Source organism: Dyadobacter sp. CY261 (assembly GCF_021440085.1).
GTDB lineage: Bacteria > Bacteroidota > Bacteroidia > Cytophagales > Spirosomataceae > Dyadobacter.
Window position 1 is genome coordinate 471,568 of record NZ_JAKCPW010000001.1, and the last position, 15,332, is coordinate 486,899.

General features: G+C 47.3%; 13 protein-coding genes. 3 read left to right on the forward strand and 10 right to left on the reverse strand.

The features are described 5' to 3' along the window. Window positions 1-69 precede the first annotated feature (69 nt). The 5 genes from LZD49_RS01925 to pdxA all read right to left on the reverse strand — a co-directional run bounded on the left by LZD49_RS01925 (window position 70) and on the right by pdxA (window position 5,995). Complete coding sequence (locus LZD49_RS01925) at window positions 70-1,254, reverse strand: SAM-dependent methyltransferase (protein WP_234665624.1); 1,185 nt, start codon at window positions 1,252-1,254, stop codon at window positions 70-72. 71 nt (window positions 1,255-1,325) lie between these two features. Continuing rightward, window positions 1,326-3,125 (reverse strand): sensor histidine kinase, encoded by a 1,800-nt coding sequence (locus tag LZD49_RS01930; protein ID WP_234665625.1) that lies wholly within the window; start codon window positions 3,123-3,125, stop codon window positions 1,326-1,328. A 71-nt stretch (window positions 3,126-3,196) separates the two neighbouring features. Then, entirely contained in the window at window positions 3,197-3,820 is a 624-nt protein-coding gene (locus LZD49_RS01935; protein WP_234665626.1) for a DNA-3-methyladenine glycosylase, read from the reverse strand. Further along, window positions 3,820-4,707: a YicC/YloC family endoribonuclease gene (locus LZD49_RS01940; protein ID WP_234665627.1), complete on the reverse strand. Its 888-nt coding sequence runs from the start codon at window positions 4,705-4,707 to the stop codon at window positions 3,820-3,822. The genes LZD49_RS01935 and LZD49_RS01940 overlap by 1 nt, the downstream gene beginning before the upstream one ends. A gap of 181 nt (window positions 4,708-4,888) precedes the next feature. Beyond that, on the reverse strand, window positions 4,889-5,995 hold the full coding sequence (gene pdxA / locus LZD49_RS01945; RefSeq protein WP_234665628.1) for a 4-hydroxythreonine-4-phosphate dehydrogenase PdxA: 1,107 nt from the start codon (window positions 5,993-5,995) through the stop codon (window positions 4,889-4,891). Between the two features lie 8 nt (window positions 5,996-6,003). Here pdxA and LZD49_RS01950 point away from each other — a divergent pair, with 8 nt between their 5' ends. Continuing rightward, window positions 6,004-7,017, forward strand: coding sequence for a 2-hydroxyacid dehydrogenase (locus tag LZD49_RS01950; protein ID WP_234665629.1), 1,014 nt, complete (start codon window positions 6,004-6,006; stop codon window positions 7,015-7,017). Between the two features lie 60 nt (window positions 7,018-7,077). On the opposite strand, the gene LZD49_RS01955 is transcribed toward LZD49_RS01950, so the two are convergent. The 5 genes from LZD49_RS01955 to LZD49_RS01975 all read right to left on the reverse strand — a co-directional run bounded on the left by LZD49_RS01955 (window position 7,078) and on the right by LZD49_RS01975 (window position 10,753). Next, window positions 7,078-7,644, reverse strand: coding sequence for a 50S ribosomal protein L25/general stress protein Ctc (locus LZD49_RS01955; RefSeq protein WP_234665630.1), 567 nt, complete (start codon window positions 7,642-7,644; stop codon window positions 7,078-7,080). Between the two features lie 36 nt (window positions 7,645-7,680). Next, the gene (locus LZD49_RS01960; protein WP_234665631.1) at window positions 7,681-8,625 is read right to left on the reverse strand and encodes a ribose-phosphate pyrophosphokinase; all 945 of its coding nucleotides are present in this window, start codon (window positions 8,623-8,625) and stop codon (window positions 7,681-7,683) included. A gap of 38 nt (window positions 8,626-8,663) precedes the next feature. Continuing rightward, a complete protein-coding gene (locus tag LZD49_RS01965) occupies window positions 8,664-9,242 on the reverse strand; it encodes a phosphatase PAP2 family protein (protein ID WP_234665632.1) in 579 nt (192 codons plus the stop codon). Continuing rightward, the gene (gene trpS / locus LZD49_RS01970) at window positions 9,239-10,216 is read right to left on the reverse strand and encodes a tryptophan--tRNA ligase (RefSeq protein WP_234665633.1); all 978 of its coding nucleotides are present in this window, start codon (window positions 10,214-10,216) and stop codon (window positions 9,239-9,241) included. The genes LZD49_RS01965 and trpS overlap by 4 nt, the downstream gene beginning before the upstream one ends. A 306-nt stretch (window positions 10,217-10,522) precedes the next feature. Then, complete coding sequence (locus tag LZD49_RS01975) at window positions 10,523-10,753, reverse strand: hypothetical protein (protein ID WP_234665634.1); 231 nt, start codon at window positions 10,751-10,753, stop codon at window positions 10,523-10,525. Between the two features lie 116 nt (window positions 10,754-10,869). On the opposite strand from LZD49_RS01975, the gene LZD49_RS01980 reads away from it, so the two are divergent. Both LZD49_RS01980 and dnaE read left to right on the forward strand, forming a co-directional pair. Next, window positions 10,870-11,541 carry a DUF2461 domain-containing protein gene (locus LZD49_RS01980; protein ID WP_234665635.1) on the forward strand — a complete coding sequence of 224 codons (672 nt, stop codon included), beginning with the start codon at window positions 10,870-10,872 and terminating at the stop codon, window positions 11,539-11,541. Window positions 11,542-11,598: 57 nt separating this feature from the next. Further along, entirely contained in the window at window positions 11,599-15,249 is a 3,651-nt protein-coding gene (gene dnaE, locus LZD49_RS01985) for a DNA polymerase III subunit alpha (RefSeq protein ID WP_234665636.1), read from the forward strand. Window positions 15,250-15,332 lie beyond the last annotated feature (83 nt).

Genomic DNA, 15,332 nt, shown 5'->3' on the forward strand with positions numbered 1-15,332 from the left:
CAATTATTGAGTTCACAAAAAGTTGCAAATATAGCCACAGGAAAGAGAAAATGGGTTCATTTGACGACTTCAAATGCCTGCCAATCTTTCAAGGTGATGGTATTCAATGCCAAAAAACTGTTTGGCGTCCCTGATTTTTTCAAGCGTCGCGGCCTGTAATTTTTCGCTCCGGTTCCCTTTTGTTGCTACGATCAGCACGTTTTTGGGTGTATGTGCGTCCGAAATGAATTCGAACACTTTTGTTTTATACCCAAAATATTCCAGCATCAGCGCGCGGATCCCGTCGGTTACCATTTCCGCCTGTCTTTCCAGGAAAATACCGTGCCGGGTGAGAAAGCTGACATCGTTTTCGGTCTTGTGCTTTTCGATCTGCCGACGGATTTGCTTGTGACAGCAGGGTGCGACAACAATGAGCTCTGAACCGGCCTGAATGCCTTTGAAAATGGCGTCATCGGTAGCCGTATCGCAGGCATGTAATGCGATGAGCATATCGGTGCCGGTAGCATCGAACTGTTCGATCGTGCCTTCCTGAAAGGTTAATCCGTCAAATTCCACGTTCTTGGCGATCTGGTTGCACAATGTCACCAGATCCTCGCGAAACTCGATTCCGACGACTTCCGGATCGAGGCCCAGCACGTTTTTGAGGTAATCGTACAACGCGAATGTGAGGTATCCTTTACCCGAACCCATATCAGCAACCTTGATCTGGCCATCCGGAGCAATTTCCTTGATCAGGTTGCTCAGGACCTCGATATAGTGGTTGATCTGCCTGAATTTATCCTGCGCATTGTGATAGACATTTCCCTGCTGATCGGTGATTTTCAGATCGAACAGGTAGCCTTTGTTGGTGGGAGAAATGAGCCTGTTTTTGTTTTTGTCGTGCGTCAGCGATGGCATTTCCCGCTCAACAATGGCCTTTTTCTTTAAGGTCGTTTTTCCGCTGGGATGTATTTCGAAATAAATGTCCGCCGAAACTGTCTGCAAAGTAGCCACCCGGAAGTCGGTGCCCAGCCATTGCTCCAGCATTCCCAAAAATTCTTCCAACGTATGGTTTTTGGTAATGTCACGCGTCTTATAGCGGTATGTGAGACTAAGACGGGGCTCTTTTTTGATGAGGACTTTTTTAATATAGATGTTTTTCAGGCTCTCATCTGATCCGTGGTAGTTCCCGAGCGAAAGTTTGACGAGCGAGTCATTTTGGAAACTGTTCTTGAATTCGGTGATGAATTCGGTTGATTTTTCGGTAACATTCATGAGGGTGCTTCAACTATTCTATAAGTGGTAACGATCAAAAGTGCCGTTACAGTCTTGATGAGCAGGAATAATCACTTAATGACTACCTTTGGGATCTCAATTTCGACACGGATCCCGTTCTTTATCTGGCTATGGATCTGGATTTTACCATGCAGGCTTTCCACACGGCTTTTGATATTCCGAAGGCCGACGCCTTGTCGGTCGGGTTCAATCATTCCTGTACCGTCGTCACTCACAATCAATACAATTGTCTTAACGTTTTCGGTCAGTTCAACCAACGCCTCTGTGGCACCGGAGTGTTTGATAATGTTATTGGTTAATTCCAAAACAATGCTATACAGCTCAAACTCAATCTTGTTGTTGAGTCGGCTATTCATTCCTTTCAGGTTAAAAGTGAATGCAATTTTCTTGTTCTCGTTCAGTTTGTTGATCAGCCGGTGCAAAGCCATAGTCAGCCCGTGCTCTTCCAGCTCTGCGGGCATCAGGTTGTGCGAAAGGCTCCGAACCTCTCGGTAAGCTGCGCCAACCATCTGATGCACGCTGTCGTATATCTTTTGCTCTTCTTCCGAAAGAACCTTTTTATCAATCCCGTACAAATACCAGTTGAGCGATGCCAATGTACCCCCCAGGTGATCGTGTAGTTCGGCTGCTACGCGCTTGCGCTCGATGGTCTGCCCCTCGATGAGTGCAGCCTCTATTTCGGCGTTCTTGGCCCGGAGCTTTTTGTTATTAAACCACAGGAAAATCGCGGAAAGTATAACTACACAGGTAAATGCAATCAGGATACGTTGCTGTACCCGCTGCTCGTTGATGATCTTCTGCTGGATCTCAGTATCCATCAGTTTGTTGTCGTACATAAGCTGGTACATCGTGTACTGCCGCTTAATTGACTCGTCGTGGATCATACGCCGTACGAAATTGACCTCCTGACTGTAATCCAGTGCCACATCGTACTTTCCTATGGCTTTGTAAGAGCGCGCAAGCGTCACCAGCGCCCAGTTGGTCTGTTGCGAGGAATGGTAGATTTTCGCATATTCAAATGCCTTTAATCCTGCCTCTATGGATTGGTCGTACTTTTTCAGGTAAAAATAGGTATTGCTGAGATCGTTCAGACAGTTCAGTTGGCCGTAACGGTTATCGATTTTGCGAAACAACGCGATGCTTCTTAAAAAGTACTGCTCCGCTTCCGTGTAATGAGCGAGGCGTACATGCATGTAGCCGATACTTTGCAGCACCGTGGCGCGGCCCCAGTCGGAATTCATCTTATCGAACATCTTATATGACTGGTCGTAAAGCTTCACGGCTACGTCATACATACTTTTTTCACGGTAACAGTTACCCAGGTTTTCAATGCTTAATGCAAGCGAGCTGTCGGCTTTCAGGCGGGTGAACATCTGCACCGCATGTTCGTAATTGATCCGTGAAGAATCCCACTGACGATATTCGGAATAGCTTTCGCCGAGAAACCGTTTGCCGTGCGCGGTGAAAGTCGGCAGATTGAGCTGCCTTGAAAGGGTAATCGTTTCGTTGGAGAGCTCCCTTAAGATATCGTAGCTGCCGTCAAGCAGGTAATAGGTGCTCAAAAGATTGTAGGCCAGAAGCTTTCCCACTCCCCATTGGTGCTTTTGCGAAAGCCGCAGCACATGTTTTGCGTAAAACATGGATTTTTCGGCATCCAGGAACAGATATTCGGAACCCAACTTGTAGTACTTGCGGATCAGAGCGGTATCTTCAGCGAAACCCTCTTGTGGCTTGGCTTCCACAACTTCCACGGCTTTTTCCTGCCCGTTCTGTCCAATAGAGGTACACTGTGCGGCGAAAAGAATGCATCCAAAAGAAAAGAAGAGAATTAGTTTGTAGAATTCATTCATATATTGTTGATACCATGCCAGTTAGGCGGTAATAGCGGGTTGTCGAGGTTGATGTAATAAGGCGCGCTTAGTTAACCTTTACTTACAAAAATATTGTCTTTTATGTAATATCTGTAAGGAAGTTCACGACCAACATTAATGCCAATACGCGGTCCCGCCACGATGTCGCTCGGCTCGAAGTTTGCCGCGCGCAGATATAGATTTCCTTCGGTCAAAAGTGTAGTATTATGAAGATCACGCTCGATCCCCATCGCGCGAACTAGTTTGCCAGGGCCGCGACAAAGTTCCTTCAATGCGATTTTGGCGGACGATAGTGTCGGTACTTTTCCAGGCCGGAATTGCCTTCTCAGTTCCATAAGCTCCATGCCGGCAGTAGGCTGTAATGCGCGGATCAGCACCGCTTCGCCAATACCTTCGGCTTCACTCACCACGTTGAAGCATTGGTACATCCCATAGATCAGGTACACATATACCGTACCCGCAGCGCCGAACATCGGTTCGGTGCGCATGGTACGGCGGTTGAATGAAGCATGGCAGGCGGGATCGTCCTGTAAATAGGCTTCGGTTTCGACAATAATACCGCTTGTGAGACCGTCGGGGCTCTCGTGCACGAGCTCGCAGCCGAGCAGCTTTTTCGCGAGCGTTCGGGTGTCGTAGGCGGAATAGAACGAAAGAGGAAGCCTTTCTTCGGGCATCAGATAATGTTCATCGTTTGCTCCTTGATCTTCTCCAACTCGTCCTTCATCTGCACCACAAGATGCTGGATCGAGGCGTCATTGGCTTTCGAGCCGATGGTGTTGATCTCCCGACCGATTTCCTGGGCAATGAAGTTCAGCTTCTTGCCATTGCTTTCGGAAGCCTTCATCGTTTCAAGGAAATAGTCGAGGTGGTTGGCCAGCCGGATCTTTTCTTCGGAAATATCGAATTTCTCGACGTAATAGATCAGTTCCTGCTCGAATCGGTTAGGATCGAAATTATCGTCGGATAAGAAATCCCTTACCTGTTTTTCCAGCCGTTCGCGTACGGCGGGGATTCTTGCCTTGTCTTGTTCAGCAACCTGATCCAGCAATGTTTGGATTGTTTTGATGTATTCCGCGAATTTTTCAGCCGTCATGCGGCCCTCCTGTTCGCGGAAAACGGAGCATTTGCGCAACGCTTCCAATATCGCAACCTTGATCTGTGCCCAGTCATCCTCTTTGCTCGTCTCGTCCACGGTTTCGTTATTGTAAGCATTCGGTAGTTGCAGCGCAATGCGCAGTAGTTCGGTGCCGTCGTGCGAGAAGCCCAGGCTGGTAGCTGTTTCCGACAAATCCTGATAATACGCACTCACCAATGCACGGTTTACAGAAGTGGAGGCGACCGTCTTTCCCACCGGCTGGATGGTGAGCGTAAACTCCACCTTGCCACGTTCGAGCGATTGGGTGATGAGGTTCCGTATTTCAATTTCCCTCTCGGAGTAGTTGCGCGGTATACGGCAGTAAATATCCAGGAATTTGGAATTCAATGTCTTGATTTCAACTGTGACATTGATCGATTCGGATTCGATGTTGGATACACCGTATCCGGTCATTGATTTGAGCATATGGATGTGCGTTAATTCCTTGTTGGGAACTGGTTGATGCTTTTTTTGATTTTGACCGCCGACCGCCGACCGCCGACCGCCGACCGCCGACCGCCGACCGCCGACCGCCGACCGCCGACCATAGACCGTGGAATGATAATCGTAAGACTATGGTCGGCGGTCCATGGTCGGGCCGTCAGGCCTAATTAAACCGTTGCTTCCCCCCGGATTTTGCGGGGTGTTGACTTTCAGATGGTTGTGGTTTCGATATCAATGCATTCTTTTCCATATCAGCGTTGAAAATGCGGAATCTGTACACGTCGCATGCCAGGTATAGTGCTTGCAGTAGCGAACCCGGTTCGGCGAGGTTTTGCCCAGCAATATTGTAGGCCGTACCATGGTCGGGCGAGGTGCGGACTGCGGAAAGCCCGGCTGTAAAGTTCACACCTTCATTGAATGCCAGCGTTTTGAACGGAATCAACCCCTGGTCGTGGTACATGGCCAAAACGGCGTCGTATTGCCGGTAGGTACCCGCGGCAAAAAAGCCGTCGGCTGGGAATGCACCTACCACAAGGTGTCCTTTCTCCTTAAACTGATTAATCACGGGCTGAATAACGTCGATTTCCTCGGTACCGAGCAGGCCATTCTCGCCCGCGTGCGGGTTCAGACCTAACACCGCCAGTTTTGGCTTTTTTATACCAAAATCACCTTTCAAGGATTCCAGCATCTGCTCGATTTTGGCGGAGAGCTTTTCAGCGGTAATATGTTCGCGTACATTTTGCAGGGGAATATGGCCCGTAAGTACGCCCACACGCAGATCACCTGCTACCATAAACATCAATGCATCATCCTTTCCGAACGACTGCGCGAGAAATTCGGTATGGCCGGGGAATGTGAAATCCTCATTCTGGATATTATCCTTATTGATTGGGCCGGTAACAAGCGCGTGTAACTTTCCTTCTTTCAAGTCTTCGACTGCTCTTTTCAATGCGGCAAATGAGCCCTGTCCCGCTTCGGCAGTTATTTTTCCGGGTTGTATTTCTGTCTGATGGTCGTGCCAGCAAGTGATAACGTTCGTGAGTTTTTGATTGGCCTGCTCTGGTTTCTGGATACCGTGTAAGGCCCATTCCTTCATTTCAAAAAGGTTGCGGTATTGGTTTAATACTCTGAGGGAGCCGTAGATGATTGGTGTGCACAATTTCGCTAACTGGTTTCCCTCTAATGCTTTAAGGATTACTTCCGGGCCAATGCCGTTATAATCGCCTATTGTGATTCCGATAACCGGTTTATCACTGTGTTGTTCGCTCATGTAGGTAAATGCTGTTGTATGTGTTCTCCTGCGTAATTCTGTATTACTTTTGCCGAACGGTTCAACCGGCAAGTTACAAAAAATCCCGTGCTACTATGAAAATCCTGATCGCAGACTCCATGCATACCTCATTATTCGGGATGCTGGACGAGCAAAAATGGGACTATGATTACCATCCTGAATTCAAAAGAGAAGATATTAAAGATGCATTGCCTGCATACGATGGGCTGATTATCCGCAGTAAGACGTTCATCGATCGCGACATGCTCGAAAATGCTTCGAAATTGCGCTTCATCGCCCGTGCCGGAGCCGGACTCGACCTGATCGACCTGGATGTGGCGGAAGAGTTGAATATCGAGGTTTTCCACGCGGGTACCGGCAATCGTGATGCCGTTGCCGAACATGCATTAGGCATGTTATTAGCGCTTTTTAACAATATCCTGCGTGCCGACCAGCAAGTCCGTAATGGAATCTGGGACCGCGAAGGCAATAGGGGGGTGGAGTTGATGGGTAAAACCGTCGGCCTGATCGGCTATGGGAACAACGGCTCGGCTACTGCAAAGCGTCTGAGCGGTTTTGGCTGCAAGGTGCTTGCGTATGACAAATACCGTAACAATTACGGCGATGTGTTCGCACAGGAGTCATCGATAGAAGAGATTATGCGTGAAGCCGATGTTCTGAGCCTCCACGTTCCGCTGACGGAGGTCACCCGCCATTGGGTGAATGAAGAATTAATTGAAGGTTTTGCCAAACCATTTTACCTGTTGAACTTATCCAGAGGCGAGGTGGTGAAATTAAAGGCGGTTACCGAGGCATTGGAAAGCGGCAAAATCAAAGGCGCCTGCCTGGATGTGTTGGAAAATGAAAAGATTGGAAAACTGACACCGGAACAGCAGCAGACTTTCGACTATTTGCGTGCTTCGGACCGCGTTGTGTTTACCCCGCATATCGGCGGCTGGACACATGAAAGTTACGTCCGTATCAATGAAGTCTTGGTTGAACAAATACGGAACTGGCTATAAACAAATATGCCGACCAATGGTCGGCACGTTTGCATCTATTAGCCATGAAAAATAAAATACTTACTTGCCAAGTGTACCGCGAAGCGCACGTGGGATTTCAACAGATGCGATCGGATTACTTGTCGCTGTTAATATAACAAAATTTTCAGCTTTCAGTGCACCAACTTTAACAGATTTTCCTAAATCCAGGTCTGTTACATCAACATCTACATAGTCAGGGATGTTCTCCGCAAGACCTTGTACGCGCAATTTACGCAATTTTTGGTTCATTTTACCACCTTTCATAACACCGGTGGATGTACCTGTCAATTTAACAGGAACTTCAACTTTAATTTCCTTTCCAGGAATAATTTGCAGAAAATCCGCGTGGATCAACGCATCGTTCACCGGATGGTATTGTGTTTCCTGAAGAATCGCATTGTACTCAGTACCTTCGATGTTCAGGGTAACGTTAAAAATATCTGGTGTGAAAAGCAATTCACGGAACAACATGGTTGGCGCATAAAAATGCACTTGCTCGTCGCCTCCGTACAGCACAGATGGAACATATCCTTGAGCGCGCAAGTTCTGTGATTCCACCTTGCCGAGATTCGCTCTTTTAAACCCTACAATCTCAATACTTTTCATAAGAATTTTAATAAGAAAGTTAAATAAAAGAAAATTTTACTGATAATTTATAAACAATGAACTAATAGATTCGTGATCGCGGATCCTACCTATTGCCTTTGCAAAAATTTCTGCAACCGACAGTACGCGGATTTTTTCATTCTGTTGCTTAAGAGGGATAGTATCTGTTACAATCAGCTCTTCCAGCACTGAACTGGCAATATTTTCATGCGCCTTACCCGACATGATTGCATGCGTGCTGATCGCCCTTACGGACGTCGCGCCTTTTTCCATGATAATCTCGGCCGCTTTGCAAAGCGTTCCTCCAGTGTCGATCAAGTCATCTACGAGCACTACATCCATTCCCTCCACATCTCCGATCACCTGCATGCTCGCAATTTCGTTGGCGCGTTTCCGGTGCTTGTCACAAAGGATCATGTCCGCGTTCAGGAATTTGGCAAAATTCCGTGCCCGAGCGGCGCCGCCCACGTCAGGGGATGCGATCAGGAGATTTTTAAGGTTCAGGGATTTAATATAAGGAACAAAAATCGATGTTCCTTCGAGGTGGTCCACAGGCAGATCCAGGAAACCCTGAATTTGGCCGGCGTGTAAATCTATGGTCATCACGCGGTCAACCCCCACGGCAGTCAGCAGGTTAGCAACAACTTTTGCAGCAATTGCCACACGTGGCTTATCTTTTCTATCTTGTCTGGCGTAGCCAAAATAGGGGATTACTACCGTAACATAATGTGCCGAGGCACGACGGGCCGCATCCACCATGAGCAGCAATTCCATCAGGTTATCGGCAGGAGGCATGGTAGATTGGATGAGAAAAACATCACAACCCCTGATCGACTCCTCGAAACTTGGGGACAATTCGCCATCGCTGAATTTGCGTAACGTGTAGCCTCCCAGCTCCTTACCATAATACCTGGCAATGTCTTTGGCCAAATATTCGGACTGACTCCCCGAAAATATTTTTACTGTATTGAATGAACCCATGGCCAAACTAAAATTTGCGCAAAATTAAGCAAAAGCAGTTAATTAAGATAGTATCTTTTTAAAAAAATATAATAAAGCTGCACAAAGCAATAGCCCGTGAGTAGCCCGACGAGCGCGCCCACGAGAATGTCGAGCGGGAAATGCACGCCTACATATATGCGGCTATATGCATAAATTGAGGCCCAGAGATACAGCAACCACATATTTCGCACTTTCACGTGAAGCAAGCCGAACCAGCTAATCGCCAACGCGAAGCTTGTCGACGCGTGTGAAGAAGCAAAGCCATACATCCCGCCGCAATCCGTAACGCTATGCATTAACCCTTGCAGCGACGGATCATGGCATGGTCTCAGTCTCAGAAAGTAGGGCTTCATGAACCCGGATGTGATTTTGTCGGCTACTGCAACGGCCAGTACCACCGCGACTATTATGAATGCGCCCTTTTTCCAACCTTCCGCCCTTATCGTCAATGTGATTAGCAGAATATAGAGCGGGACCCAGGTAAATTTATAGGTAATCCAGTACATCACCGTGTCGAGCCAGGGCGTATGTAGCCCATTGAGCCATAAAAATAGCTCGTGGTCGGTTCGGGTCAGCGTTTCTACCGCCTCTGTCATGAACTGAAACCGAGTACTTTCCTAACCTTGCCGATCGTATCCTGCGCGATTTCGCGTGCTTTGGCCTCACCTTCCACCAGAATGCCTTCCAGCTCTTCCGCATTTTCCATATAATAATTGAAAATGCGCCTTGGCTCAGCGAATACCTCAATAAAACATTCAAAAAGTGCCTGTTTGGCATGGCCGTAGCCGTAACCGCCATTCAGGTAATTCTGCCTCATCGTTTCGACCTCTGATTCCTTAGCCACCAGGCTGTAAAGCTGGAACGTAATGTCGGCATCCGGGTCTTTGGGTTCTTCCAGTTGCTTCGAATCGGAAAGGATCTTTTTGGTGATCTTTTTCAGCTCGTTTTCAGGGAGGAAAATGTCGATATAATTATGGTATGACTTGCTCATTTTCTGTCCGTCGAGCCCCGGAATCGTCATGATACGCTCGTCGATCTGCGGTTCGGGCAATACCAGAATCTCCTCGCCGGCCATGATGTTGAACCGGTTCGCAATGTCCTTAGACATTTCCAAATGCTGTTTCTGGTCTTTACCCACCGGAATAATGTTGGCATTATAAAGCAGAATGTCAGCCGCTTGTAAAACGGGATATGTAAAAAGCCCCGCGTTCACATCGGCCAGTTTCTCCGATTTGTCTTTAAATGAAGTCGCATTTGCCAGCATGGGGAACGGCGTGAAGCAATTCAGGTACCAGCCAAGCTCGGTATGCTCCTGCACGCGTGATTGGCGCCAGAATACATTTTTTTTGTAGTCGAATCCGAATGCGAGCCAGGTCGCTGCGATGGCGCGGACATATTCGCCACGTTCAACGCCATTTTTCAGGGTCGTAAGCGAATGGAGGTCGGCGATGAAAAAAAAAGATTCGTTCTGCGGGTTTTTAGAGAGTTCGATCGCAGGTTTGATGGCTCCCAGGATGTTACCCAGGTGTGGTCGCCCGCTGCTTTGAATGCCTGTTAGGATTCTGGCCATTTATTGTTTTTAATACTTAGTTGCCTGGTTTGGTTTCGCGGCGATTGTCCCAGAAGTAGAGCAAAACGATATGGTCTTCATTTACTTCATAAAACAACGAGCATTGCTTGGTGACAAACCCCTTTCGCACTTCCGGCTTCGATGGGGAAGCTTCGTACATTAAGGGAAACGCCGCTATCTGTTTCAGAACATCCTTGGTGATTCAGATGAATTTACTGATCTCTTTTTCTGTCCAATTCAATTCTAAGTGTGTGATAATGTCAGCAAAGGTGTTTTCTGCTTCGGCCGACCAGAGAATAGGTAAGCTCATAGATACTTGCTATACTTTTCCATTACTTCGTCGTGAGATTTGGTCTGGCCTGTCATCGCCTGTTTTTGACCGCGTTCAATGCCATCCTTCACGTGACCGGGTAACTCGTCCCAGAAATCAGTCTGTTCCAGCTGTTCCAGTTTTCTTTGAATATCCTCCCACTCCTTCATGGAGATATAAACACCAGTCCTTTCTCCTTCTTCATTCGACAAATACTGAACATTCATAGCTTTCAACAGTTTAGCGTTTTCAGGTAAACATTAGCCTTTTCTTAATCCCAAAATTCGGTAAATTGAATCAGAAAACGTAGTAAATTTGAATTTTATACCTTCACCAACGCGACATGGATTCTAAAACGCTGCACTTTCTCAGTCAATTAGCCGAAAACAATAACAGGGAGTGGTTTCAGGAAAATAAGAAACTTTTTGAAGCCGCGAAGGCGGATATGGAAAAGCTGGTCGGCTACCTGATCGAAGAAGTGGGTAAGTTTGAGGACCTCGGGAATGTGCAAGTAAAGGATTGTATGCTGCGCATTTACCGCGACGTCCGTTTTTCGAAAAACAAAGCTCCTTACAAAACTAATCTGGCAGCCGGCATCGGTCCGGGCGGTAAAAGCTCGGGCAAGATCGATTACTACCTGCAAGTCCAGCCCGGTGACCAGACCTTCCTCGGAGGTGGCATGTGGGAAGTAACCACGGAGCAACTGGCGCGCTTTCGTCAGGAGATCGATTATAATGCGAATGAGCTGAAAACAATTATTAATGAAGAAGAATTTCACAGTTATTTCCCTGAAATACATGGCGAGACTTTAAAGACGACCCCGAAAGGTTATGCGAAGGATCACCCGGAAATTGATCTGCTGAAACGTAAACAGCTATTTTTTATGCACCGATACACCGATAAAGAGGTGGCTTCCAAAGACTTCGGTAGCTTGGTTTTGAAAGGCATTCAATTGCTGAAACCCTTTACCGATTATATGAATTATGTATTGTACGAAGAAGCGGAGGAAATGTAATCCGTAAAGCTAATTCGAGATTGAGCTGCCTGCAATACCCATTACAACCCTATTAATATGCAATTTTCCCATTTGCACTGTCACACCCAATTTTCGCTGCTCGACGGTGCTGCCGATATTAAAAAGCTTTTCAAAAAGGCTAAGGAGGACAATATGCCTGCCGTTGCCATCACCGACCATGGTAACATGTTCGGGGTGTTCGAGTTTGTGGCCGAGGGGAACAAGCAGGGCATTAAGCCGATCGTCGGTTGCGAATTTTATGTGGTGGAAGACCGGCACGTGCGGCAGTTTACCAAGGACAAAAAGGACGTTCGTCACCATCAATTGTTATTGGCCAAAGATGAAATTGGTTACAAAAACCTGGTGAAGATGTGCTCGCTGGGCTTTATGGAGGGGATGTATGGTAAATATCCACGGATCGATAAGGAACTGATCGTGAAATATCACCGCGGGCTGATTGCGACAACTTGTTGCATCGGTGCCATTATCCCGAAAACCATTATCCGCCAGGGAGAGGAAGCGGCTGAACGCGAGTTTCGCTGGTGGCTCGATTTGTTTGGCGACGACTTTTATGTGGAATTACAGCGTCACGACATCCGCGATCAATATATTGTGAATGAGGTGCTTCTGAAGTTTGCCAAAAAGTATAATGTAAAAGTTATCTGCTCCAACGACTCACATTATGTAGACCGCGACGATTGGAATGCGCACGATATCTTGCTGTGTATCAATACCGGAGATAAGCAGAGCACGCCATCGGCCAAGGATTTCGATGACGAAAAGGGTATTCCGAAAGGCTCGCGCTTTGCATTCTATAACGACCAGTTTTATTTCAAAAAAACCAGCGAAATGCTGCAACTGTTCAACGACTTGCCCGAGTCGCTGGACAATACGAATGAGATTGTAGATAAGATTAAAACGCTCGATCTCCGGAAAGATATTTTACTCCCCAACTTCCCGATCCCCGACGAGTTCAAGACCCATACATTGTCGGAAATGGTGGGAAAGAAGGAGCTCACCGCCGACGTTTTGAACCAATGGGAGTACCTGCGGCATCTTACATTCGCAGGGGCAAGAAAGAAATACAACGCTGTAACACCCGAAATCGAGGAGCGTCTCAACTTCGAGCTGCAGACGATCAGGAACATGGGTTTTCCAGGGTACTTCCTTATTGTGGCAGACTTTATTGAAGCAGGGCGTAATATGGGTGTGTTTATTGGCCCTGGCCGTGGCTCTGCGGCAGGTTCGGCGGTGGCATATGCCATTGGTATCACAAATATTGACCCTATCAAGTACGATCTTCTTTTTGAGCGTTTCCTCAATCCTGACCGTATTTCCATGCCCGATATCGATACCGATTTTGACGACGACGGTCGCCAGAAGGTGATCGATTATGTGGTAAAAAAATATGGGTACAATCAGGTTGCACAGATTGTAACTTATGGTACAATGGCCGCAAAATCGGCAATTAAAGATGTTTCGCGCGTAATGGACCTGCCATTGCAGGATGCGAACATGCTGGCGAAGCTCGTTCCGGATAAGCCGACTTATAACATGACGCTGAACCGGATCTTCACAGCACCGCTCGAAGGAGAAGGTAGCCTTATGAAAAAGGAAGGCATCTCGCCCGATGAACTGGAAAATGTGAAGCGAATGCGGGCCATTGCACAGGGGAACGATTTGCAGGCCAGCGTTCTGCAAGAAGCCCGCAGGCTCGAAGGAACGGTGCGAAATACAGGTATCCATGCAGCTGGTATCATTATCGCGCCAAGCGATCTGACCGAAATCATCCCGGTAAGTACTTCTAAAGATTCCGACTTTCTGATTACCCAATACCAGGGAAAGATTATCGAGGACGCGGGGGTTATCAAGATGGACTTTCTGGGGCTTCGAAACCTTTCCATTATCAAGGAAGCGCTGCGGATGATTAAGAACAATTATGGGGTAGAAATTGTCATCGACGATGTTCCGCTGGACGATCCGAAAGTTTTTGAACTTTTCCAGAGAGGCGATACCAACGCGATATTCCAGTTCGAATCCGACGGGATGAAGAAGTACATGCGCGACCTCATCCCTGACCGTTTCGAGCACCTTATCGCTATGAACGCATTATACCGCCCCGGTCCGATCGCTTACATTCCGAACTTTATCCGCCGGAAGAATGGGCAGGAAGAAGTGACTTACGATTTGCCCGAGTTGGAAGAGTATCTGGCCGATACTTATGGTATTACAGTTTACCAGGAGCAGGTGATGCTTTTGTCGCAAAAGCTGGCGGGTTTTACAAAAGGTCAGGCGGATACGTTGCGTAAGGCGATGGGTAAGAAGCAGATCGAGACGCTGAACAAGCTCAAAGGCGATTTCATGAAAGGTGGCACCGACAAGGGGCTGGATGCTAAAAAGCTGGAAAAGATCTGGACGGACTGGGAGGCATTTGCATCCTACGCATTTAACAAATCCCACTCGACGTGCTACGCATTTGTTGCGTATCAGACAGCATATTTAAAAGCGCATTACCAATCGGAATACATGGCGTCGGTTTTGACCAGCTCTCTGGGTAGTATCGACAAGATCACATTCTTCATGGAAGAATGTAAGAACTTGGGTATCACCGTTCTGGGGCCGGATATTAATGAATCGGAGCGGCAGTTTGGTGTGAACAAGAAGAAGGAGATCCGTTTCGGGCTGGCTGGTGTAAAGGGAAGCGGTGATGCGGCTGTCGAATCGATCATCGAAGAGCGGACTAATAATGGCCCATTTAAGGATGTGTTCGATTTTATGACACGTGTCAACCTTCGTACTGTTAATAAAAAGACATTGGAAAGCCTCGCATATGCTGGTGCATTCGACTGTTTTACAGACTACCACCGTGCACAATACTTTGCGGTAGAGCAGGGGGAAACCGGCACGTTTATCGAGAAATTGATCCGCTATGCGAACAATTATCATGCGGAAAAATCATCAGCCCAGGCATCACTGTTCGGTATGCTTGGCGATAGCGGCTCTACGTTGGCCAAGCCGAAACCAGCGGAAGTTGGTGAATGGGACGATCTTGCCAAACTGCGTTACGAACAGGAAGTTGTAGGTTTCTACATTTCCGGCCATCCGCTCGATACTTTCCGCACAGAATTGGATAATTTCTGTAACTGTACGGTCGACAAAGTGATGGAAATCCAGGAAGGTGAGCGCGCGCCGAAATATTATGGTAAGGAAATCAACATCGCTGGTATCGTCACGAGCGCGCAGGAGAGGATGTCCAAAAATGGTAGCCTGTTCATGATCTTTAAAATTGAAGATTATCAGGGCACGATGGAAATGTTGATCGGAGGGGAGGACTACATCCGCTTTAAAAACTATTTACAAGTCGGCCAGTTTTTGTATATCAAAGGCAAAGTCCAGAACCGCTGGAAGCAGGAAGACCAGTTCGAGTTCAAGATCTCTCAAATCCAGTTACTGCCCGAGATCATGGATAAAATGTGCAAGAAAATTAAGATTAACCTCACGCTGGATCAGATAGACGCGCAGTTCATTCAGGTACTTAATGATACGTTCGGAAGCTACCCCGGCGGATGCCAGGTAAGCATGACAGTTAAGGACCCTGAGACGCATCTGGAAGTGGAAATGTTGTCACGTGGTTACCGCGTATCGCCTAGTAATGAGCTCTTTAAAGTGCTGCGAGGTTCCTTAGGCGTGAAATTCTTTTTAAACTGATTTGTATTGATCTGAATGAGGAACTTTTAGATATTAATAATCCTTATTAAGCCAGATTGATAAATAACATTTAGACACTTAAA